The 21,584-nt window shown below is 62.4% G+C and carries 17 protein-coding genes; 5 read left to right on the top strand and 12 right to left on the bottom strand.

The genetic code is table 11. The features are described from left to right. The 3 genes from VGP39_RS20670 to VGP39_RS20660 form a co-directional block, all read right to left on the bottom strand. On the bottom strand, nucleotides 1-1,089 hold a 1,089-nt coding region (locus VGP39_RS20670; RefSeq protein ID WP_327569954.1), incomplete at its 3' end, for an adenylosuccinate synthase. A 178-nt stretch (nucleotides 1,090-1,267) separates the two neighbouring features. Continuing rightward, entirely contained in the window at nucleotides 1,268-1,771 is a 504-nt protein-coding gene (locus VGP39_RS20665) for a lipocalin-like domain-containing protein (RefSeq protein ID WP_327569953.1), read from the bottom strand. Between the two features lie 119 nt (nucleotides 1,772-1,890). Continuing rightward, on the bottom strand, nucleotides 1,891-2,220 hold the full coding sequence (locus VGP39_RS20660) for a hypothetical protein (RefSeq protein WP_327569952.1): 330 nt from the start codon (nucleotides 2,218-2,220) through the stop codon (nucleotides 1,891-1,893). A gap of 160 nt (nucleotides 2,221-2,380) precedes the next feature. Between VGP39_RS20660 and VGP39_RS20655 the strand changes: the two genes are divergently transcribed. Then, nucleotides 2,381-3,448, top strand: a complete 1,068-nt coding sequence (locus VGP39_RS20655; RefSeq protein WP_327569951.1) for a DUF1236 domain-containing protein — start codon at nucleotides 2,381-2,383, stop codon at nucleotides 3,446-3,448. Nucleotides 3,449-4,161: 713 nt separating this feature from the next. Continuing rightward, the gene (locus VGP39_RS20650; protein WP_327569950.1) at nucleotides 4,162-4,542 is read left to right on the top strand and encodes a hypothetical protein; all 381 of its coding nucleotides are present in this window, start codon (nucleotides 4,162-4,164) and stop codon (nucleotides 4,540-4,542) included. A 149-nt stretch (nucleotides 4,543-4,691) separates the two neighbouring features. Here the strand turns inward: VGP39_RS20650 and VGP39_RS20645 are convergent, their stop codons facing one another. Further along, entirely contained in the window at nucleotides 4,692-8,582 is a 3,891-nt protein-coding gene (locus VGP39_RS20645) for a VCBS domain-containing protein (protein WP_327569949.1), read from the bottom strand. 699 nt (nucleotides 8,583-9,281) lie between these two features. Between VGP39_RS20645 and VGP39_RS20640 the strand changes: the two genes are divergently transcribed. Continuing rightward, nucleotides 9,282-10,214, top strand: coding sequence for a DMT family transporter (locus tag VGP39_RS20640; protein WP_414644748.1), 933 nt, complete (start codon nucleotides 9,282-9,284; stop codon nucleotides 10,212-10,214). On the opposite strand, the gene VGP39_RS20635 is transcribed toward VGP39_RS20640, so the two are convergent. Continuing rightward, nucleotides 10,206-10,622 (bottom strand): DUF1330 domain-containing protein, encoded by a 417-nt coding sequence (locus VGP39_RS20635; RefSeq protein WP_327569947.1) that lies wholly within the window; start codon nucleotides 10,620-10,622, stop codon nucleotides 10,206-10,208. The two genes, VGP39_RS20640 and VGP39_RS20635, sit on opposite strands and share 9 nt — an antisense overlap. A 175-nt stretch (nucleotides 10,623-10,797) precedes the next feature. On the opposite strand from VGP39_RS20635, the gene VGP39_RS20630 reads away from it, so the two are divergent. Both VGP39_RS20630 and VGP39_RS20625 read left to right on the top strand, forming a co-directional pair. Continuing rightward, nucleotides 10,798-11,757 carry a Ku protein gene (locus VGP39_RS20630; RefSeq protein ID WP_327569946.1) on the top strand — a complete coding sequence of 320 codons (960 nt, stop codon included), beginning with the start codon at nucleotides 10,798-10,800 and terminating at the stop codon, nucleotides 11,755-11,757. Between the two features lie 150 nt (nucleotides 11,758-11,907). Then, on the top strand, nucleotides 11,908-12,882 hold the full coding sequence (locus tag VGP39_RS20625) for a tripartite tricarboxylate transporter substrate binding protein (protein ID WP_327569945.1): 975 nt from the start codon (nucleotides 11,908-11,910) through the stop codon (nucleotides 12,880-12,882). A 159-nt stretch (nucleotides 12,883-13,041) separates the two neighbouring features. Here VGP39_RS20625 and VGP39_RS20620 read toward each other — a convergent pair whose 3' ends face one another. From VGP39_RS20620 to VGP39_RS20590, 7 genes are all read right to left on the bottom strand, one after another. Beyond that, nucleotides 13,042-13,878 (bottom strand): enoyl-CoA hydratase-related protein, encoded by an 837-nt coding sequence (locus VGP39_RS20620; protein WP_327569944.1) that lies wholly within the window; start codon nucleotides 13,876-13,878, stop codon nucleotides 13,042-13,044. Nucleotides 13,879-14,132: 254 nt separating this feature from the next. Continuing rightward, nucleotides 14,133-15,722, bottom strand: a complete 1,590-nt coding sequence (serA, locus tag VGP39_RS20615; protein ID WP_327569943.1) for a phosphoglycerate dehydrogenase — start codon at nucleotides 15,720-15,722, stop codon at nucleotides 14,133-14,135. Nucleotides 15,723-15,884: 162 nt separating this feature from the next. After that, the gene (locus tag VGP39_RS20610) at nucleotides 15,885-17,057 is read right to left on the bottom strand and encodes a phosphoserine transaminase (RefSeq protein WP_327569942.1); all 1,173 of its coding nucleotides are present in this window, start codon (nucleotides 17,055-17,057) and stop codon (nucleotides 15,885-15,887) included. Nucleotides 17,058-17,199: 142 nt separating this feature from the next. Further along, the gene (locus VGP39_RS20605) at nucleotides 17,200-17,790 is read right to left on the bottom strand and encodes a glutathione S-transferase family protein (RefSeq protein WP_327569941.1); all 591 of its coding nucleotides are present in this window, start codon (nucleotides 17,788-17,790) and stop codon (nucleotides 17,200-17,202) included. A gap of 77 nt (nucleotides 17,791-17,867) precedes the next feature. After that, the gene (locus tag VGP39_RS20600) at nucleotides 17,868-18,776 is read right to left on the bottom strand and encodes an outer membrane protein (RefSeq protein ID WP_327569940.1); all 909 of its coding nucleotides are present in this window, start codon (nucleotides 18,774-18,776) and stop codon (nucleotides 17,868-17,870) included. 153 nt (nucleotides 18,777-18,929) lie between these two features. Beyond that, nucleotides 18,930-19,769 carry an outer membrane protein gene (locus VGP39_RS20595; RefSeq protein WP_327569939.1) on the bottom strand — a complete coding sequence of 280 codons (840 nt, stop codon included), beginning with the start codon at nucleotides 19,767-19,769 and terminating at the stop codon, nucleotides 18,930-18,932. Nucleotides 19,770-20,080: 311 nt separating this feature from the next. Then, nucleotides 20,081-21,340, bottom strand: a complete 1,260-nt coding sequence (locus VGP39_RS20590) for an MFS transporter (protein WP_327569955.1) — start codon at nucleotides 21,338-21,340, stop codon at nucleotides 20,081-20,083. Nucleotides 21,341-21,584 lie beyond the last annotated feature (244 nt).

The raw sequence follows: 21,584 nt of genomic DNA, 5'->3' as shown, positions 1-21,584 counted from the left end.
CGCGCCCTCGCCGGCCGGCAGATGGTCGATTTCGCGCCCGTCCAGCCGGTAGCCGGTACACACCTGGATGGTATCGAAACCATCGAGAATATCGAGCTTTGTCAGCGCCAGGCCGTTGATGCCGCAGGTCCGCACGGTCTGACGCACCAGCACCGCGTCGAACCAGCCGCAGCGCCGCTTGCGCCCGGTGTTGACGCCGAACTCCTTGCCGCGGCGGCCGATCTCCTCACCGATCTCGTCATGCAGCTCGGTCGGAAACGGCCCCTGGCCGACCCGGGTCGTATAGGCCTTGCAGATGCCCAGGACATAGCCGACCGCGCCCGGGCCCATCCCGGTGCCGGTCGCGGCCTGCGCCGCCACGGTGTTGGACGAGGTGACATAAGGGTAGGTGCCGTGGTCGACGTCGAGCAGCGCGCCCTGCGCGCCCTCGAACAGGATCCGCTTGCCCTCGCGGCGTTTCTGGTCGAGCAGCCGCCATACCGTCTCGGCATAAGGCAGCAGCTTCGGCGCCAGCGCGGTCAAATCCTTCAGGATTTCGGCGCCGTCGATCTCCTTCAGGTTCAGCCCGCGGCGGATCGCGTTGTGATGCGCCAGCAGCCGCTCGATCTTGTGCGGCATGCTTTGCATGTCGTCGAGGTCCATCAGCCGGATCGCGCGGCGGCCGACCTTGTCCTCATAGGCGGGGCCGATGCCGCGCTGGGTGGTGCCGATCGCGGTGGCCTTGCTGGCGTTCTCGCGGATCGAATCCAGCTCGCGATGCAAGGGCAGAATCAGCGTGACGTTTTCGGCGACGCGCAGATTATCCGGGCTGATGGCGACTCCCTGCTTCCGCAGCTTTGCCACCTCGTCGAGAAACGCCTGCGGATCGAACACCACGCCGTTGCCGATCACCGCCAGTTTCGAGGGCCGCAGCACGCCCGACGGCAGCAGCGCCAGCTTGTAGGTCTCGCCGTTGATGACCAGCGTGTGGCCGGCATTGTGGCCGCCCTGGAAGCGCACGACGATGTCGGCCTGTTCCGACAACCAGTCGACGATCTTGCCCTTCCCCTCGTCACCCCACTGGGCGCCGACCACGACAACATTGGCCATTACGAATGAGTTCCCTGCAAGTGATCAGACGCCCGGCGAAAAACACGGCCGGGGCCGCTCGGATGCGAGGCAGCCTAACCGGATAAAGGATGCGGGCGGGCGAAGCAAGCAGGAACGCGGATTGAAGCCCACCCAATTGGTCATCAACCCATTGATATCCCCGGAAAAATCCGCGCGTTTACTTCGCCCGCCTGTACAGATTGCTCGCGCTGCCGCGCCCTCCGGCTACGCTGCGATTGGTGTTGACGAACTCGTCCGACGTGAGCTTGTCGATGGCGCGGGTTTGCGTCTCGCCCTGCCAATTCGGGAAAGAAGCCAAGACGATGTTGTAGGTGACCGTCTTGTTCACCTCGTCGACCGTGTAGCTGCCGAACACCGACAGGCTTCGCCGCATGATCTCGGCGTATTCCTCGGCCGTGCCGGTCAGGCGGTTGTTGGACGCGATCCTGGGCACGTCGCCGGCGACATGGATCTGCGCGAAGCGGCCGTCGGCGGTGAAGATCAGAATGCCTTTCGGCGTATCGCCGAACGGAAACGACTTCTTGCCGTCGGGCGCCGTTACCTCGGCGACGACGAAATTCCAGGTGCCGACGATCTGCTCCTTGAGGCTCGTCGCTGGTTGCGCGGCCGCGGCGCCGGCCGACAGGGCGAGCGCCAGCAAGGCGGCGATGGTTCTCGTCACAATGTCCTCCCCCAGCACGGTATTGTCGCGCACGCTATCCCGGAACGCGCCAAAGACAGACAAAAAAGAAGGCCGCAGGTTTTTCTGCGGCCTTCTTCTGACTACCAGCGTTTGCCCGCTTACCAGCGCGGGCCTACGCCGACGCCGACGCCCACGCCGCCGGGGCCGACGCCGATGCCGACGCTCGGGCCACGGTCGTATCCGCCGTCATAATAGCCGCGGCGTTCGATGTAGCGCTCGCGGGGCGCATAGCCGTAGGAATCTTCGACGATGACGCGGCGCGCGCCGCGTTCGCGCCAGCAGCGCCCGTCCTCGTTACAGACCATGCGGACATTTTCGATGCCGTTGTCGGGAACGGCTACGAGGCCGTTGGTGAGCGGAGCCGCCGATGCGGCGGTGGCGAACAGGGTACCGGCGCCAAGCGCAAGCGAGATAATGAGCTTATGCATACTGAACCTCCTCTGGGGTTTCCTACCGATGTAAACGAGAGAATTGCCGAATGTTCCCGGACAACGGCCGGAGCCCCACATAAGTTCCGCGCCGAGGAACAGACTTCCCACCTGCCGGTTTATTTGGCTGCAATCCCATCCTTGGGAAAGGAGTTCCAACATGAACAAGCAGCTACTGGCGAGCACCGCCGTTTGCCTCATATTGGGGACAGCGGCCTTCGCCCAATCGCCGAACAATTCGACGACGAATTCCCCCGCCTCGGCACAGCCGCAGACCAACGCTCCGAGTTCCAGTTCGTCGACAACCGCACAACCATCAAACTCGACGCAATCGAACAGGTCGACGCAGCCTTCCAGTTCGACCGCCAGCCAATCTGCGCCCGCTGCGAATTCCACTACCAGCCAATCTGCTCCGGCTACGTCCAGCCCCTCGCAGGCACAAGGCAATCCTCCGGCGGCGCAATCGGGCGGGTCGGCGGCGCCCGCTCAGGCCCAGACCAACAGCCCGCCCGCTGCGAACAACCAGGCCCAGCAGGCTCCGAATAATAACCAGGCGCAGCAGGCCCCGAATAACAGCGGGTCCGCGAACACCAACACGGCGCAGCAGCCCGCCAAATCGAACCAGCCCAATACCGCGCAGTCTTCCTCCACCAACGTCAATACATCGGTGAACATCAACGACCGGCAGCGAACGCAGCTGTCGCAGTCGTTCGCGCGCGTCAACGTCCAGCCGTTGAGCCACGTGAATTTCTCGGTGTCGGTTGGCACCGCGATCCCCCGCGACGTTCGTTTGCATACGCTGCCGGCTGATGTCGTCGAAGTGGTTCCGCAGTATCGCGGCTACAACTTCGTCATGGTGCGCGACGAAATCGTAATCGTCGACCCCGCGACCTACAAGATCGTGACGGTGCTGCCGCGTTCGGGAGGCGGCACCGCCGCAGCGCCCGCAAGCACGCGCAGCAAGGCGACATTCACCGATAAGGACCGTGACGTTGTTCGCAGACATACAAGGGCATCCACCGAGCGGCGGACCACGGGCAGCAGCGGCGCGGCTCGGGTCGAAATCCGCAGGGGTGAGCGCCTGCCGGATACGGTGGAAATAGAGGAATTCCCGGAAACGGTTTACCGCGAAGCGCCGGCGCTGCGGGAGTATCGCTACATCTACCGCGACAACCGTACCTACGTCGTTGAGCCAGGCGAGCGCCGGGTCATCGAAGAGATCGACTAAGGGATATTCGAATTGAAAGGCGGCCCCCGGGCCGCCTTTTTTCGGCGTGGAGCTCACGTGAACAATGCGCGGGCAGGGTTCGCGTATGGAGAACTGGACGGTGGCCTTGATCGTGGACTGTACCGTGGCGAACATCGCGGCCGTGACCGGGTGGTGATCACTAAACGCCACAGGCATCGGGATTGATTGGGCGCGCAGTGAATGACCGCGGCGGTGATCGTCGCCGCCGGCTCTGCAGCCTTGACGCGGCCGATCAGCGGAGTTGCGTAGCGGAGCTTTGCCGCCCGCCGCACGATGTCGAACCCACGGCCATCCGGCACCATCGGCGGCTTGCGCTGACCGCACCTCCGAGCCCGCGTCCAGCGTCACGCGCAGCTACGCCGGCAACGGCGTCGCTGTGACATTCGCGGCAAGACTTCGCGTCATCACAATGGGGTGTGCAACTCCTTGCGCTACGCTTTCCAGCGGCCGGACGGTGGCGGGATCAGCCAATACGACGGCCGGCGCGCCGGCCCCTGTCTTGACGGTGACCGTCTTCTTGGCTATCAGCGGTTGTTACCGTCGATGCGCACCCGTCTGTTGCCGGAAGTTTTCCTGACCTGTGCGACGGCGACTTCCTCCAGGTCGTACTGCGCGACCAGGCATCAGCGCGACCGTTGGCAGAACGTTGAGTCCTGCCGGATATTTCCGGATCGCACCAGCAGAGCGAAACCATGACTCAAGAAAAGAGCAATGCGATCGACGCGCAGATCGACCAGATCGTCAAGGCGCGCTGGCTAGCCATCGGGCTTTCGCAGAGCGATCTTGCGGAAGTTCTCGGGCTTACCTGTGCGAAAGAGGATAAAGCGCCGAATGGTGTCGTCCACCATCTGCAACTCGCGGACGCATTCAACCCCGTCGATTTCTTCCGTCGCCTGGCCGGCGAGACGGAGGAAGACCAGGACCTTTCTTCCATCGAGCCCTTCAGTCCGCTGCAAACGCTGCTCGCATTGCGCCTGCTGCGGGCGTTTCACGAATTGACTGATCATGCGGCCAAAGAGATGCTGGTTCAGCTCGCCGAACAGATCGTCAAACGCCAGACCGACCGCCGCTGACGGTGGGCAAGGCTCCGCGCACATGCAGGAGCCCCGATCCGATCGGGAATGACGGCTCGTCCATCCCCTTCATGAAATTATTTTTCGAAGAAGGTCCGATTGCCGGGCCTGAAGCCCGGCAATGAAGCGTTTGCAAAGTTTTACCTACCTCACACGATGAGAAGATCGTGCGGGTTGATGGTGACGCCGGCCTGGACCTGCACCAGCGTGATCGCCGACGCCGTCGTTCCGTCGGCGCTGAAGTAAAGCGTCTCGTTGGCGGTGTCGAAGTGGAATACCGCGCCGCTTCCCGAGAACTGGTCGTCGCCCGAGGTTTCGAAGACCGACGACAAGTCCATGCCCGCGGTCAGCCCGCCGCCGAAACTGTTGGCGGAGACTGCAATGTGGTCTTGCTCGGTGGTATTGTTGAAGTCGGCAATCACGTTCGCGCCGGTCGGCTGGCTCTGGAATGCAAAAGTGTCGTTGCCGGTGCCGCCGGTGAACAGGTGGTCGCCGTCGAAGCCGAACAGGATGTCGTTGCCGCCGCCGCCGTCGAGCGCTTCATTGCCCTGGGTGGCGATGATGATTTCGTTGGCGCCGGTGCCGGTGAGCGTCGTGGTCGTGGTCGCGTTGTTGACGACGTTCACGGTGGCGAAATTACCGCTGGTCGCGTGACCGTCGCCGGCATCGTAGGTGAACGAACCGCCGAGCGTGGCGTCATCGGAGAAGAATACGAAGCCGAAAGCGCCACCCCCGCTGCCGCCGGTGCTGGTGCCGATGCTGTTGACGAAGAGCTGGTCGGTCGTGTCCGGATCGGTGTCGTTCGCCGCCAATGCCCACGGCGCGATGATAACGGTGCCGTTGGGCCCAGCGTCGGAGATGATCGTGTCGCTGACCGCGGTCGGGGCGTCGTTGGTGCCGTCGATCGCGATGGTCACGGTCTGCAGCGTCGAGGCCCCGTGGTCGTCGGTGACCGTCACCGAGTAAGTCTGGACCAGCGTCTGGCCCTGCGCCAGGAACTGGATATCGGCATTATCGACGCTGTAATGCCAAGCCAGCGAACCGCTGCCGCCCGATTCCGAAACCGGATCGAGCGAGAACGTCCCGACATAGCCGCTGCCATCCGCCGTGAAGCTCGCGGTGTGGGTATCAGCGGTCTCGATGTCGGTGAAGGCGATGCTTCCGCTGGTCGTCTCGACCGCCGGACCCGGCGTCGGCGTGATCGAAATCTGGTCGATCAGAATTCCGGTGCCGTCGGTGGAGAAATCGAAGAACAGTTGCGTGGTCGGGTCCAAGGCGTCCCCCACCAGATCGAAGGTGTATTTGGTGAACCCCAGCGTCACGTCGGTCTGGGAGAGAATTTGGGCGCCGTCCCAGAACACCTGAAGCGAACTGGCGCTGGCTTCGGCATCGCCGGCTACATAGAAGCTGACGATATAATGCTGTCCGGCGACCGTCGTGGGATCCTGCTCGAGGAAACCGGTGCCCGAGAGCCTCGCCGAATAGTTGCCGAACTCGCCGCCGATAAACAGCGGATCGACCGAGACGCCGGAAGAAGAATAGCCGGTGAGATCGCCGCTTTCGAAGCCGCCATTGACCGCAACCGTCGGCCCCGCATCTTCCGTGACCGAGCCCAGCGCATTGGTCGAGGTGATGACCGGCGCGTCGCTGCCGCCGGCAATGTTGAACGTCAGCGTCGTCACCTCGCTGTGGCCATGGCCGTCGCTCACGGTGATGCTGAACTGGTCGGTCGGATTGACGCCGACCTGCAGCAGGTCGAAGGCGGCATTGGCCGTGTAGAGGAAGGTGCCGTCCGAGCCGATGAACAGCGATCCATAGGTTCCGGCGACCGTCGTGTCGGTGCCCTGGCCGTTCACGTCGGTAATGCTGAGCGTGGAAGAGCTGTCGCCGGGCCTGTCGAATGCATCGAGGATGGCATTGCCGGACGCGACAATGTTGCCCTCATCGCGGAGGAAGGTGTCGTTCACGGCCACATCGAGCGGATTGACGACGATCGGGTCTTCCGCGCCGGTGGCGGTGATGGTCACCTGCTGGGTCGACGTGGTGATGCCGTCCGATACCGTGACGCTGTAGGTCGCGGTCAGGGTTTCGCCCGGGCTGAGGAAGTCGAGATTCTTGTCCTGGATGGCGAAGGTCCAGTCGATGCCGCCGGCGCCGCTGCCGGTGGAATCCTGCAGCGTGGTCATCAGCGCCGTCTGCAGCGCGTCGAGGGTGTCGGCGGGGACGAAGAATTCGCCCGCGGACCAGACCGCGGAATCCAGCGCCACGCTGACCGAGTGAGCGTCGCTCAGATCGACGTCGGCGAAGGCGAGCGTGCCGGTGGACGATGTATCGAGCGTGGTCGAGCCGACCGTATCCGGCTGCTCCGCCACGGTTGCCGAATCCGGTCCGCTGGTGATCGCCACGGCGTCGTTGGCGCCGGTGACGACGACGGAAACCGTCTGGTTGGCATCGGTCGAGGCGTCGCTGACCTTGACGTTGTAATTGACCGTCAATGTCTCGCCCTCGGCAAGGTAGTCGAGATCCTGGTCGGCAATGGCGAAGTCCCAGTCCACGCTTCCGGCGCCGGTCCCGGTGGAATCGTGCAGCGTGGTCGAAATCGCCGCCGCAAGATCGGCTTGCGTCGCCGACGGTACCGGTCCGCCTGAGGTCGAGACCAGCGTCGTCGTGACGGTGTGGGTGTCGCCGGTATCGGCGTCGGTGAAGTCAAGCGTGCCGGCCGGCGCCGTGGTGGTGGTGTCGATCGCGGCCGAGCCGGTGGTGTCGGCGAGTTCGAACACCGAGGCCGATTCCGGTCCGCTGGTGATGACGACCCCATGGTTGGTGCCGAGAATCGTGATGGTGACGTCCTGCGTGTCCGATCCGAGCGAGGGATCCTCGATGGTGACGTGGTAGACCAGCGTCAGCGTCTCGCCGGATTGCAGAAAGCTCGCCGCGCTGTTCTGCAGCATGAAATCCCAGTCGACATCGCCGATCAGATGGCCGGTGGAGTCCGGGCTCAGCGACGTGCTGAACGCCGCCAGCAGTTCGGCATTGGTGAGCGGGATCGCGCCGCCGCCCGTGCGTGTCGCCGTCACGGTGGTCGAGACCGTGTGGGCATCGGACAGGTCGATGTCGGTGAACAGCAGATCGCCGTCGGCATGGAGATTGCCCGACGAATTGACGTCCTGGCCTTCGACCAGATGCTCGGTTTGCGGCCCGCAGATATAGAACGGCGCGTCGTTGGTGCCGACCACCGTCACCTGGACGTTCTGCGTCGAGACGCCGCCGGCGTGGTCGTCGAGCCGCACCACATAGGTGATATCGAGGTGTTCACCGGCCGCCAGGTAGTCAAAGGAAAGGTCGGGAGCGGAAAAAGTGGTGTTGATGACACCGCTGCTGGAGCCGCCATTCTTGACGACGTTGTCGACGTCGAAATACGCCATCAGCTGGGCGTTACCGAAAATGATTCCCGACGTGTTGCCGGTCGCCGAGGCCGAGAGCACGGTCGCGGTGTGGCCGGTGTTGGCAAGATCGGCGTCGGTGAATGCCAGCGCCACGTGAACCGTATCGGTGGAAAACGACAGGGTCTTGTTGGCCTGCTCCGTTACCGTGGCCACCGCCGTGGTGCTGATCTGCGGCCCGTCGTCGGTTCCGGTAACGGTCACCTTGACGGTCTGTGTGACGGAACCACCATGATTATCGAAAACCTTGATGTCATAGGTGAGAACCAGCGTCTGGTTCTTGGACAGGAAATCGAAATCGTTATCGGCGTCGTTGAAGGTCCATCTGATCTTTCCGGTGCCGTTGCTGTCGCTCAACTTCTGGGAAGTCATGGCGGTCTGGAAATGCGCCAGCACGGACGCCGGGATGAACGTACCGCCCGACACCGTTGCGGACTTCAGCGCCGCGGTCGTCGTATGCGTGTCGCTATGATCGCTGTCGGTGAAATTCATCGTCCCCGTCAACGTGTGCAGCGCGGACGAACCTGTGGTGTTGGTGTACTCGCTGAAGGTGCCCGTCGCCGATGATGACGTGAAAATCGGTGAGTGATTTGTCATGGAAACCCCTGCCTGTTCTGGACGCAGTGATGCTAATACGCGGGCGCGAGCCGGCGCGTCTGGAATTCCGGTCAGTTTTAGGTCGCGAGCCGCCGCCGGTATTAGATCGGGAAATTGCAATGGTTTTGGAGCGGTCGCGGTCGAGCTTATCTTGTTAATTGTTGCTTGATGACCTGCGGCTGCAAAATCATCTCACTCAAAACGCGATGCCCCTCCCATCAGCATCGAAATAAGTGCGAGCCTGCAACTTTTCCGATCATATTCTCAAGCTAATCGGAACGTCAATATTTGCCCGCGTGAAATTCGCGCGCGAATGTAATGGACCATGGTCCTGCATATTGTGACGCCTGCCGCGCAACGGCTAGAGAGAATAATCTCATGCGTTGAGCATGTTCCCTGCCCGGAACACGCCCCGCCGGGCCACGCCGCGGCGCCGGCACAGCTGCGCAATGCATGCGCATGGCAACCTGACGTGGTGGTCCGGCAAATTTTTTTGGCTCGATCGTTGGCACGGCTGCCCTGCGCCACGCTCTCGCGGGCGGCGCGATCCAGTGCATGGTCGCAATGCGTCAGTGCCATTGATGTGGGTGGAATATCCGTGTCAGGACCTTAGGCAGGTAACCCGGATGGAGCGAAGCGCAATCGGGGAGCTTAGGTCCGGGGTTTCGCTGCGCTCACCCGGGCTACAGAATGATTGCAATGACACCGTCTGATCGCGCCTCTTCCGGCCCCTCCACCCGCTGGCTCGCCAATCAGCCCTATCTGCTGCTCAGCCTGACCGCGCTGTTCTGGGCCGGCAACGCCATCGTCGGCCGCTTCGCCGCGGGGCATATCGCACCGGTGACGCTGTCGTTCCTGCGCTGGAGCGGCGCGTTCCTGATCATCCTGCCGTTCGCATGGAGTCATCTGGTGCGCGACTGGCCACAGATCCGCGCGCGGCTCGGCATGATGGTGCTGCTCTCTGTCACCGGCATCGGTGGCTTCAATACGCTGCAATACTGGGCGCTGGAGCATACCCAGGCGCTCAATACGCTGCTGCTGCAATCGGCGGGGCCGCTGTTCGTCGCGATTTGGTCGCTGGCCCTGCTCGGCATCCGGCTGACGCCGGCGCAGGCCTGCGGCATTGCGCTGTCGCTATGCGGCGTGCTGGCGATCCTGTTGCATGGCGACCTCACCACCTTGAAGAATATCGAATTCAACAAGGGCGACGTCATCTTCACCGTGGCGACGGCGATCATGGGGCTGTATTCGGTGCTGACGCTGAAGCGGCCCAACATCCACGGCCTGTCGTTCGTCGGCTTCACCTTCGGCGTCGGAGCTGCGTGCCTGATCCCGGCATTGATTTGGGAATTGTTCTCGCGCCCGTTGATGCAGATCGATACCGCCAATCTGCTGTCGCTGGTCTATGTCGCGGTGTTTCCCTCGACGCTGGCCTATCTCTGCTTCAATCGCGGCATACAGCTGATCGGCGCCAACCGCGCGGCGCCGTTCTTTCATCTGGTCCCGGTGTTCGGCTCGGCGATGGCGATTTTCTTTCTCGGCGAGCAGCCGCATTTGTTCCATCTGTTCGGCTACGCGCTGGTGCTGACCGGCGTCTACGTCGCCTCGAGGAAGCCGGCGGCGTCATCGTGAAACAGTCTGGCCAACCTTGAACTTGCTGTAGGCCTCGTGGGTGCAGATGATGACGTGCTCCGCGCAGCCGTTGCGTCGATGCGGATCGCATTTCGTCTCGTAATCCGCCGAAGTCATCATGTCCATGAATGCCGATAGCGACGGGTAGTACACCAGCGCCACATAATCCCATTGGTTGCCGTGTTCCGCGCCGAGCGCCACCGTTTTGGCGTTACCGGTCCACAGCAGCGTGCCGCCGCGCGCCTTGATCATCGGCACGGTCAGGGCGCTGTAGCGCAAATACGCGTCCCAGCCGCTGCCGTCGCCGTCAAGCGCGCGTTCGCGGAAGCGCATCAGGTTGAGCATCACCACCGGCGCTGCCGGATCCAGTTCGCCTAGTCCTTTGATGTTCAGCAAGTCGACGCCCATGCTTGTTTCCTTTTCGTTCGCATCGCGGATCATGATGTTGTGTGACCGCGGCTGAGCCATCGCAATCGCGCGACATCATTCACCATTGCGGAACAAATTAACCTTGACCATCTTTGTCCAATTGTTCCGGAATGATAGTATCTCCGGCTGTACCCTGTTGTGTCTGGAGTAGACCATGGCCCCACGCGCCAACTGGAAGGGCTTTTTGCGCCTTTCCCTCGTCACCTGCCCGGTCGCGTTGTTTCCGGCGACCTCCGATTCCGAAAAGATCAGTTTCAACCAGATCAACCGCAACACCGGCCACCGCATCAAATACATGAAGGTCGACGCCGACACCGGCGAGGAGGTCTCCTCCGACGACATCATGAAAGGCTACAAGGTCGACACCGACACCTATATCGAAATCTCCAAGGACGAACTCGACAACATCGCGCTGGAATCCACCCGCACCATCGAGATCGACCAGTTCGTGCCGAAATCGGAGATCGACGAGCTCTATCTGGTGCGTCCCTATTACATCGTGCCCGACGGCAAGGTCGGCCATGACGCCTATGCGGTGATCCGCGAGACCATCCGCTCGCTCGACAAGGTGGCGCTGGCCCGCGTGGTGCTGACCAACCGCGAGCACGTCATCGCACTCGAAGCGCGCGACAATGGATTGATGGGCATGCTGCTGCGCTATCCCTATGAGGTGCGCGATTCGGCGGAGTATTTCGACGACATCCAAGACGTCAAGATCACCAAGGACATGCTGGATCTCGCCAAGCACATCGTGCAGCAGAAGTCAGGCCATTTCGAGCCCGCGACATTCGAGGACCACTACGAGGCGGCGCTGACCGAATTGATCAACAAGAAGCGCAACGGCGAGCGCATCACCTCGGTGTCGAAGCCTGTCTCGAGCGACAACGTGATCAGCCTGATGGACGCGCTGAAGCGCAGCATTTCCGGCAAGCCCGCGGCGGCGGAAAAATCCTCGGCTGACACCAAGCCCGCGAAAGGCAAAAAGCCGCGCAAGGCGGCGGCTGGCCAGCGCGAGATGCTGTTGCCGATCTCCGGCAAGCGCGCCGCCAAGGCGGAAGAAAAACGCGCGCCGAAGGATGTCAAGGCGAAAGCGCGCGCAAGGAAAGCGGGTTAGCCCTCGTCTTCCCGCGCGCCTCTTCACCTCTCCCGAAGGGAGAGGAAAGCCGTCGCCCGACCTGCGGCGCGGTAGCGGCTTCCGCTTCGCGGCTTGGCAGGCTAGCCTGCCTACCGGCCAAAAAATGAAAAATTGGGAGAAGGAAACAGAATGGTCTCGTCATGCTCGCGTATTGCCGTGTTCGCCGTTGCATTCGCCGGCCTCACCTCCAGCGCCCTCGCGCAAACCCCGGCCTATCCCAGCCGCAACATCACCCTGGTGCTGCCGTTCGCCGCCGGCAGCGGCACCGACACCACCACGCGGATCATCTCCAAGGAGCTTGGCACCGCGCTCGGCGTCGGAATGGTGATCGACAACAAGGCCGGCGCCAACGGCTCGATCGCGGCGAGCTATGTCGCGCGCGCCACTCCCGACGGCTACACGCTGTTCGTCACCACCAACACCACGCATTCCGCCAATCCTTACTTGCTGAAAACCATGAGCTACGATCCGATCAAGGATTTCACGCCGATCGCACGCACCGGCGACCTGCCGTTCATGCTGGTGATCAATCCGGAAATTCCGGCCAACTCGGTGCAGGAATTGATCGCGCTGGCGAAGAAGGAGCCGGGCAAGTACTCCTATGCCAGCGGCTCATCATCGGCGATCGTGTCGGGCGCCACCTTCGCGCGCCTCGCCGGTCTCGATCTGCTGCACGTTCCCTACAAGAGTTCGCCGCCCGCGCTGACCGACGTCATCGCCGGACGCGTCAGCATGATGTTCGTCGACGTGCTGACCGGCCTGCCCCATGTCAACGGCAAGGCGTTGAAGGCGCTCGCGGTCACGACAAAGAACCGTTCGGCACTGCTGCCCCACCTTCCCTCGATGGACGAGGCCGGCGTCAAGGGTTTTGATATCACCTCATGGCAGGGCTATCTCGGTCCCGCCAATTTGCCGAAGGACATCGTGCTGAAGCTCAACGGCGAAATCCAGAAGATCATCAACCGGCCCGAGGTCAAGAACGCGCTTGGCGAGCGCGGCATGGAAGCTTTTTCTGGGCCGCCCGAGGAATTCGAGAAATTCCTCAAGGACCAGCTCGTGGTGTGGGAGAAGCTGATCGCCGATGCGGGGATCGAAAAGCAGTAACTTACATAGACCCACACACCACCGTCATCCTGAGGAGCGGCCTCTTGGCCGCGTCTCGAAGGATGGCCGCAGGCGTTTGTGGCCGATCCTTCGAGACGCCGCGCGAGAGCGCGGCTCCTCAGGATGACGGTGGGATTGTTGCTCGGGATAGCAGCTCTATCACTCCTTCTTCGTCCGGTAATCCCCGAACGTCGTATCGCGCTGGTCGAGCTGCGCCTTGACGCTGCCGCCGTCGCGCCGGAAGGTCGCCATGTAGGCGCGGCTGGCCTCGGTGGTGAAAGCGAGCGCCTGGATTTCGGTGCCGGCGCGCATCGCCGCCCGCGCCCCCATGATCTCCATCGCGCGGTGCACCGAACGCTTGTTGAGCTGCTGCAATTCGACCGGCACTTTGGCGGCGCGCTCGGCAAAATCCAGCGTGCGCTCGTCCAATTCGGCAAGCGGAAACGACCGGGTGGCGAAACCCCACTCCGCGGCCTCGCGCCCGGACATCGCGTCGCCGGTCAGCATCAATTCCATGGCGCGGCGCATGCCGACCAGCCAGGGATGATACTGCATATCCGGCGGGCTCATCAGCCGCACCGGCGGATAGCCGATCTGGGCGTCGTCGGCGACGTAGACCACGTCGCAGGCGGTGGCAAGTTCAGTGCCCCCGGCGAGACAATAGCCGTGCACCTGCGCGATCACGGGCTTTGCCAGGTCCCAGATTCCGAACCATCCCTCGACCACATGCCGCGACCACTGCCCCGGCCCGGCCGCCGAGTGATACGGCTGGTCGACCGAATTGTCCGACGACAGATCGTAGCCGGCGGAAAAACACGGACCGGCGCCGCGCACAATCGAGATCGAAATATCAGGATCGCGATCGGCGGCCTCCAGCGCATCGAAAACCTCGGCGCGGAGAAGATTATTCAGCGCATTGCGCTTTTCCGGCCGGTTCAGCGTGATGCGCCGCACCCGCGGCCTTGGTTCGTCAATGAGGATGTGCTGGTACGGCATGGTGCGGGTGCTCCCCTGTCGCGGGCCTGCTACGCAGGCCTCGGCAAGTTCCTGCCGACATCAGAGAGCAAGTTATTGGCAGGCGCAACCTGCAGCACGGTTCACCCTCCCCTGGAGGGGGAGGGTCGGCTCGCTTTGAGCGAAGCGAGATGCGAGACGGGGTGGGGTGAAGCCGCGGATGAACACTTCACCCCGCCCCGCCCCGAATTTCATTCGCGGCGACCCTCCCCCCTCGGGGGAGGGTGAAGACGATATCAAAACTTCAGCGCCTTGGCTTGCTTGACCTGCGGCAGCGTCTGCACCTTGGCCAGCACGTCCGCCGGCACCGCACCGTCGATCTCGACCAGCGCAATGGCGTCGCCGCCCTGCTTGTTGCGGCCGAGATGGAAGGTGGCGATGTTGATGTTGGCATCGCCAAGCAGGCTCGCGAACCTGCCGATGAAGCCCGGCTTGTCCTCGTTGGTGACGTAGATCATCGACTTGCCGAACTCGGCATCGACCCGGATGCCCTTGATGTCGACCAGGCGCGGCTGGCCGTCGGCATAGACCGTACCGGACACCGAACGCTCCTGCCGCTCGGTGGTGACGGTAACCGTGATCAGGCTTTCGTAATCGCTTTGCGCGGCGCGCACGATCTCATCCACCACCATGCCGCGTTCCTTGGCGACCACCGGCGCCGAGACCACGTTGACGTCGCCCAGCATCGGGCGCAGCAGGCCGGTCAGCGCCGCCGAGGTCAGCGCCTTGATTTTCATTTCAGCGACATGACCCTCATAGGTGATGGTCACCTTGGCTATGCCGCTCTCGGTCAATTGCCCCGCGAACGAGCCGAGCTTTTCGGCGAGATCGATAAATGGCTTTAGTTTAGGCGCCTCTTCCGCGGTGATGGACGGAAAGTTCACCGCGTTGGAAATCGCGCCGCTCAACAGATAATCCGACATTTGTTCCGCGACCTGCAACGCGACGTTCTCCTGCGCCTCGGTGGTGGCAGCACCAAGATGCGGCGTGCAGATCACATTGGGATGGCCAAATAGCACGTTCGTGGTCGCGGGTTCCTCGACGAACACGTCGAAGGCCGCCCCCGCCACCTGCCCGGAATTCAGCGCATCGACCAGGGCCTGCTCGTCGACCAGACCGCCCCGCGCGCAATTGATGATGCGCACGCCCTTCTTCATCTTCGCCAGCGCGGATGCGTCGATGATATTTTTGGTCTTTTCGGTGAGCGGGGTATGCAGCGTGATGAAATCGGCGCGCTTCAACAGATCGTCGAGCTCGACCTTTTCGACGCCGATGTCCTTGGCGCGCTCCGGCGACAGGAACGGGTCGTAGGCGACCACCTTCATGCGCAGGCCCAGCGCGCGGTCGGCGACGATGGCGCCGATATTGCCGCAGCCGATCACGCCCAGCGTCTTGGCGGTGATCTCGACTCCCATGAAGCGATTCTTCTCCCATTTGCCGGCTTGCGTGGAGGCATCGGCCTGCGGGATTTCGCGCGCCAGCGCCAGCATCAGGGTAATCGCGTGTTCCGCGGTGGTGATCGAATTGCCGAACGGCGTATTCATCACGATGATGCCCTTCGCCGTCGCGGCCGGAATCTCCACATTGTCGACGCCGATGCCGGCGCGGCCGATCACTTTCAGCCGCGTTGCCCTTTCCAGGATTTTCGCGGTGGCCTTGGTGGCGGAGCGGATCGCCAGCCCATCGTAATTGCCGATGATCTCGGCGAGCTTCTCCTTGTCCTTGCCGAGATTGGGCTGGAAATCGACCTCGATGCCGCGATCCTTGAAGATCTGCACCGCGGCGGGAGACAGCGCGTCGGAAATGAGAACCCTGGGCTTGGACATTGTTTTTTCCTTCACCCTCCCCTGGAGGGGGAGGGTCGGCGCGAAGCGCCGGGGTGGGGTGAAGCTACAGTGTGATAATTGCGTTGAGTGGGCAGGGAAGATCACCCCACCCCGCCGCACCTTACGGTGCGTCGACCCTCCCCCTTCAGGGGAGGGTAAGACTTACGCCGCCTTCGCCAGCGTCGACTTCGTTTCCGCGAACGCCCAGTCGATCCACTGCGTCAGCAATGCAACGTCCCTTGCCTCGACGGTCGCGCCGCACCAGATGCGAAGGCCCGCCGGCGCATCGCGATAATGCGCGAAATCGTAGCCGGCGCCTTCCTTCTCCACCAATGCGACCAGCTTCTTGGCGAAGTCGGACTGCGCCTCCGCCGACAGCCGTGTTATCGCGGGATCGACCACCTTCATGCACACCGAGGTATTGGAGCGGATCGACGGATCCTTCGCCAGGAAATCGATCCAGGGCGTCTTCGCTTTCCAGTCGGCCAGCACCTTGGTGTTGGCGTCGGCGCGCGCCATCAATCCCTTGAGGCCGCCGACCGATTTCCCCCAGTTCAGCGCGTCGAGGTAATCCTCGACGCACAGCATCGACGGCGTGTTGATGGTCTCGCCTTCAAAAATGCCTTCGTTGAGCTTGCCGCCCTTGGTCATGCGGAAGATCTTCGGCAGCGGCCACGCCGGCTTGTAGCCCTCCAGCCGCGCCACCGCGCGCGGGGAGAGCACCAGCATGCCGTGGCCGGCCTCGCCGCCCAGCGCCTTCTGCCAGGAGAAAGTCACCACATCGAGCTTGGCCCAATCGAGCGGCTGCACGAACGCCGCCGAGGTAGCGTCGCAAATGGTGAGACCTTCGCGGGCCGCACTGATCCAGTCTGCGTTCGGCACCCGCACGCCGGAGGTAGTGCCGTTCCAGGTGAAGACGATATCGGATGCGGGATCGGCCTTGGAAAGATCGGGAATCTCGCCATAGGGCGCATGCAGCTTGGTGACGTCCTTGAGCTTCAATTCCTTGACGATGTCGCTGACCCAGCCGTCGCCGAAGGATTCCCAGGCAATCGTCGTCACGGGCCGTGCACCGAGCAGCGACCACAGCGCCATCTCGACCGCGCCGGTATCCGACGCCGGTACGATGCCGATTCGATAGCCGGCGGGCACCTCAAGCACTTCGCGCGTCAGTTCGATCGCGAGCTTGAGTTTTGCCTTGCCGATTTTTGCGCGATGCGACCGGCCGAGCGTTGCGTCCTTGAGATTGTTGGGATTCCAGCCGGGTCGCTTGGCACAGGGGCCGGAGGAGAAATGCGGCACATTGGGCCGCAAAGCGGGCTTTGCTGCAGTCATGATCTATCCTTCCAGATAGCAAGCCTCCCGTTGGGGGGAGGTGTCCCGCCGGCGGAGATATGGCAATAGCTGCGGCGCGTCAAGCCGGTTCGCGGACGTCACGCGGGGTTGATGCGGGTCGCCGATGGATTGCTGTGGAAATTCAATGAACCGCAGGCAGGCCCAGCGCGTGTTCGGCGTCGCCGATCCAGCGCCGCACGGCGTCATAGCCATCGAGGTGAAAACCGCCCTCATGCGCCACACGGGTGTAGGCCAGCAGCGACACGTCGGCCAGCGAGACGCGGTCGCCGACCAGATACCGCGTTGCGGCAAGCTGCTGCTCCATCCGCGCCAGCGCCGCGTACCCACCCTTGATCTTGTCGGTGTCGAGGTCCGAGGCGGCCTTGCCCAGATACACCATCTGCATCCGGCACACCGCGATGTAGGGCTCGTGGCTGTACTGTTCCCAGAACAGCCATTCATCCATCTTCGCCGCCGCAAAGCTGTCGGCGGGAATGAGATCGCTGCCGCGCCCGAGATAGCGGATGATGGCGTTGGATTGCGCCAGCGTGCGGCCGTCGTCGAATTCGACCGTAGGCACCTGGCCGGCGGGGTTGAGCTTGAGAAACGGCGTGGTGCGGGTCTCGCGCTTCAGGGTGTCGACATCGATCCAGGTGTAAGGCAGCGCGAGGACGTCGCAGACCCATTTCACCTTCAGGCAATTGCCCGATTTGCTGTCGCCGTAGATTTTCATGGCTGGCTGCCGTCCTCACCTCGGCGACAGACCAGCAGCCGAAATCCATTCTGTCAACAGTATCGCGCGGGTTCGGATCAGAACTTGTAGCCGATTCCCGCCCGCGCGTTGTTCATGGATACGGCGATATCCTTGGTGTTGATGAACCGGACGTACTCCCATTCGCCGCGCACGAACACATTGCCCCACAGGCAGTATTCGAACCCGAGTCCGCCGATCCAGCCGACCACGAAATTGTTGACCCGCTGTTCCGCCTGGGAAGCTGCAACGGTATTGGTGAAATCCCTGTGATGAACCAAATTGGTGACAATAATCGGATTGCCGAGCAGATCGGTCCCGACCCGGGTTTGCACCGGGACGTCGTAATCGTCCTGAAGGTTATAGGTGATGGTTGCCGAGCGCGACACATCCGTGCGGCCCACCGCCACTCCGCCGAACATATAGGGCAGGAAATTGCCGGCGGCCCAGCCGGCGCGGCCGCGGAACGTCAGCACGTCCTTGATCTGCAAGGCAGCGTTGCCCGACAGCGTGGTGTTGTAGGTGTAGGTATGGCCCGTCGGCGGCAACGAGCCGGCGGGATTGACGATGCCAAGGCCCATCGCGTTGGTGGACTCGCTCGCAAGGCTGTTGATGTAATTGTAATTGGCCTCGATGCCGAGCACGACATCGCTCCACTGAAAATTGCGGCCGACGAACCCCCCGAACCCGGTGCCCTGCGCATGATTCTTGGACAGCAGCGCCCACTGCGAGACCGGATCCTGAAGTACGCTGTTGCGCAGCAGGAAATTCGTCAATGACTTCGGAGCGTGGCTGAAATCGATTTCCGAGGATGAGTAGCTGGCCTGGCCGCCGGCGTACCAGCCTTCCCAGTTCATGGTCACAGGGGCCGAGGGAGTAAGACTGCCACGAAGGAAATCGGGCATGTCGGCCGCTTGCGCCGCCGTAGCCGATCCAAACATCGCCGCCGCCAGCAAAAGTCTACGCATCGCAACGCTCCATCGCACTCTGACTTGGCGCTGATCATCGCTCGTTAACCTTAACCAATCGTTGTCGTGCGCCGTTTTCATGCCAGTTGCGCAAACAAAACGGCGCGGGAAAATCCCGCGCCGTTAAGACTGGTTAAGCGAGGTGCGGACCGATCAGCCCTTGCGGATCAGCGGCGCCGGGGGCGGAACATCGCAGCAGGTCCAGCGCACGCCGAGCTTGATGTCGTGCGAGGTCAGATCGTGGAACTCGAAGGCGCGCGTGCTGCGCGTACCGTCGAAGGTCGAACCGCCGCCGGTGATTGCCGTGCCCAAATCGAGATAGCGATAGGCCAGTTCGACGGTGAAGTTCTGGTTGACCTTGTAGGCAAGACCGGCATGGGCCGCCCAGGCGAAATTGGCCTTGGTTTCGGCGGCGTTCGCGAAGTAGACCGCCGCGTTGACCGATCCGACGCCGGGGCTCGGTATCGCGCCAAAATCGGTCAGGCCGCTGATCTGGTTGAAGGCGCCGCCGAGACCGACACCGACGAACGGCGTGATGCACCACCAGGTGCCGAGATCCGCGTAGATGTTGGCCATCCCGACCCAACTGGTATAGCCGGCGCTGTAGGTATCGGCGATCGGCCCGAGCCCTGCGATATTGGCGAAATCGGTGCCGCTGAAGTGCACCTTGGAGCGGAATTCGCCGGTGACGTCGGCACGGAACCAGCCGTTGAACTGGTAGCCGACGCCGAGACCGAACGACGTTCCGCTCGTGAACTCGTGGCCGAGCTGACTGAACGACAGCGTCGATGCGTCATTATACGCGGGCGCGAAGAACTTGCCCCTTGTGTTGGTCATGCCGATATCGCCGCGCAGATACCAGCCGCCAAAATCTTCGACCGGCGGAGGATAATACGCCGGCGGGGGCGCTGCGATGGCCATGTCGGCGGCACACGCTGCTGACGACAACAACGATGCCGCTCCGGCGGCAATCAGAAACTTAACGCTACGCATTGGCTTCGTCCTTTTGTCCGGTGAGGCAGACAACGGAGGCCTCACATCAAAAACTCACGGTCGGACGATGCCACCAAAACCTTAAGCGGCGCTTAACCCTAATTTTTAAGGTTGATAATCTCTGAGGATTTTTTTGCGCGGGATTTGCCCCGCGCAAAATGGCGCCCTCGCCACAATCGCTAACAATGTGTTGATAGAAACATATGCTCGTCATGGCCGGGCTCGTCCCGGCCATCCACGTCTTCAGGCAATCCAGCGAAGGAAGACGTGGATGCCCGGCACAAGGCCGGGCATGACGAATCCATCCAGTATCAGCGCGCCACTCTCGGCATCTTCGGCAGGAACACCGCGAGCAGGCCGATGGCGGGAAGGAACGCGCAGATCTGGTAGACGAAGGCGATGCCCATGTCGTCGGCGACCTTGCCAAGCACGGCGGCGCCGAGGCCGCCGATGCCGAAGGCGACACCGAAGAATACGCCGGAGATCATGCCGAAGCGGTGCGGCATCAGTTCCTGCGCGAACACGATGATCGACGAGGTTGCGGATGAAATGATGAGCCCGATGAAGATCGTCAGCACCGCGCTCGCATAGAGTCCGGCATAGGGCAGCGCCAGCGTGAACGGCAGCGCGCCCAGTATCGAAAGCCAGATGATATATTTGCGGCCGAAGCGGTCGCCGAGCGGGCCGCCGAAGAAGGCGCCTACCGCATTCGCGGCAAGGAAGATGAACAGATAAAGCTGCGCGGCCTGGGTCGAGACATGAAACTTGTCGATCAGGTAGAAGATGTAATAGCTCGACAGGCTGGAGACGTAGAGCTGCTTGGAGAACAACAGCGCCACCAGCACCAGCAGCGCGATCCGGATGCGGCCACTACCCGGCGCATCGGGATGTGCCTTCGGCGCCGGAAATTTCCTCGACGCGATCTGCGGCTTGTACCAGACGCCGATCCGCCACAGGATGACGATCGCGAGGAACGCGATCGAGCAGAACCAGGCGATGCTCGGCTGGCCGAACGGCACCACGATCAGCGCCGCCAGCACCGGACCCATCGAGGTCCCAAAACTGCCGCCGAGCTGAAACACCGATTGCGCGAAACCGAATCGTCCACCGGAGGCGAGCCGCGCGATCCGCGCCGACTCCGGATGAAATACCGCGGAACCGAGCCCGACCAGCGCCGCGGCGATGAGGATGACGGGATATCGCGCCGCCACGCTGAGCAGCAACAGGCCGAAAAACGTAAAGCCCATGCCGAGCGCCAGCGAGAACGGCTGCGCCTTCCTGTCGGTCATATGGCCGATCACCGGCTGCAGCAGCGATGCTGTGAACTGGAACGCCAGCGTGATCAGACCGATCTGGGTGTAATCCAGCGAATAGCTCTCTTTAAGGATCGGATACACCGAGGCAATCAGCGACTGCATGGTGTCGTTGAGGAAATGCGAAAAGCTGATGCCCGCCAGCACGACATAGGCAGGCCCGGTGACGGCGGCGGATTTCATGGCGTTGCTCGCCACCTCCTCGACCACCACCGGCGCGACCAGCGTTTCGTCTTCGATGATGACGGACTTGTTCAAGAGATGGCTTTCAAGGATTCGCGTGGGCAATATGGTTGTCCTACGCGAGCGGCGCCGCGCCGACCATCGCCATTAGATAATGGCAGGGATGCACCAGATGCCCTCATCCTGAGAGCTTGTGAATCTATTGATTTTTGCGTTTTCCGACATGAGTCAAATCAAAGACTTAGGACCCGCAGAAACGTCGAAATTCGAATAGATTCACAAACTCTGAGGAGCCGCGCGCTTGCGCGGCGTCTCGAAG

This window comes from Bradyrhizobium sp. (assembly GCF_036009065.1).
Taxonomy (GTDB): domain Bacteria; phylum Pseudomonadota; class Alphaproteobacteria; order Rhizobiales; family Xanthobacteraceae; genus Bradyrhizobium.
This window is presented reverse-complemented; position numbering and strand designations above follow the sequence as displayed.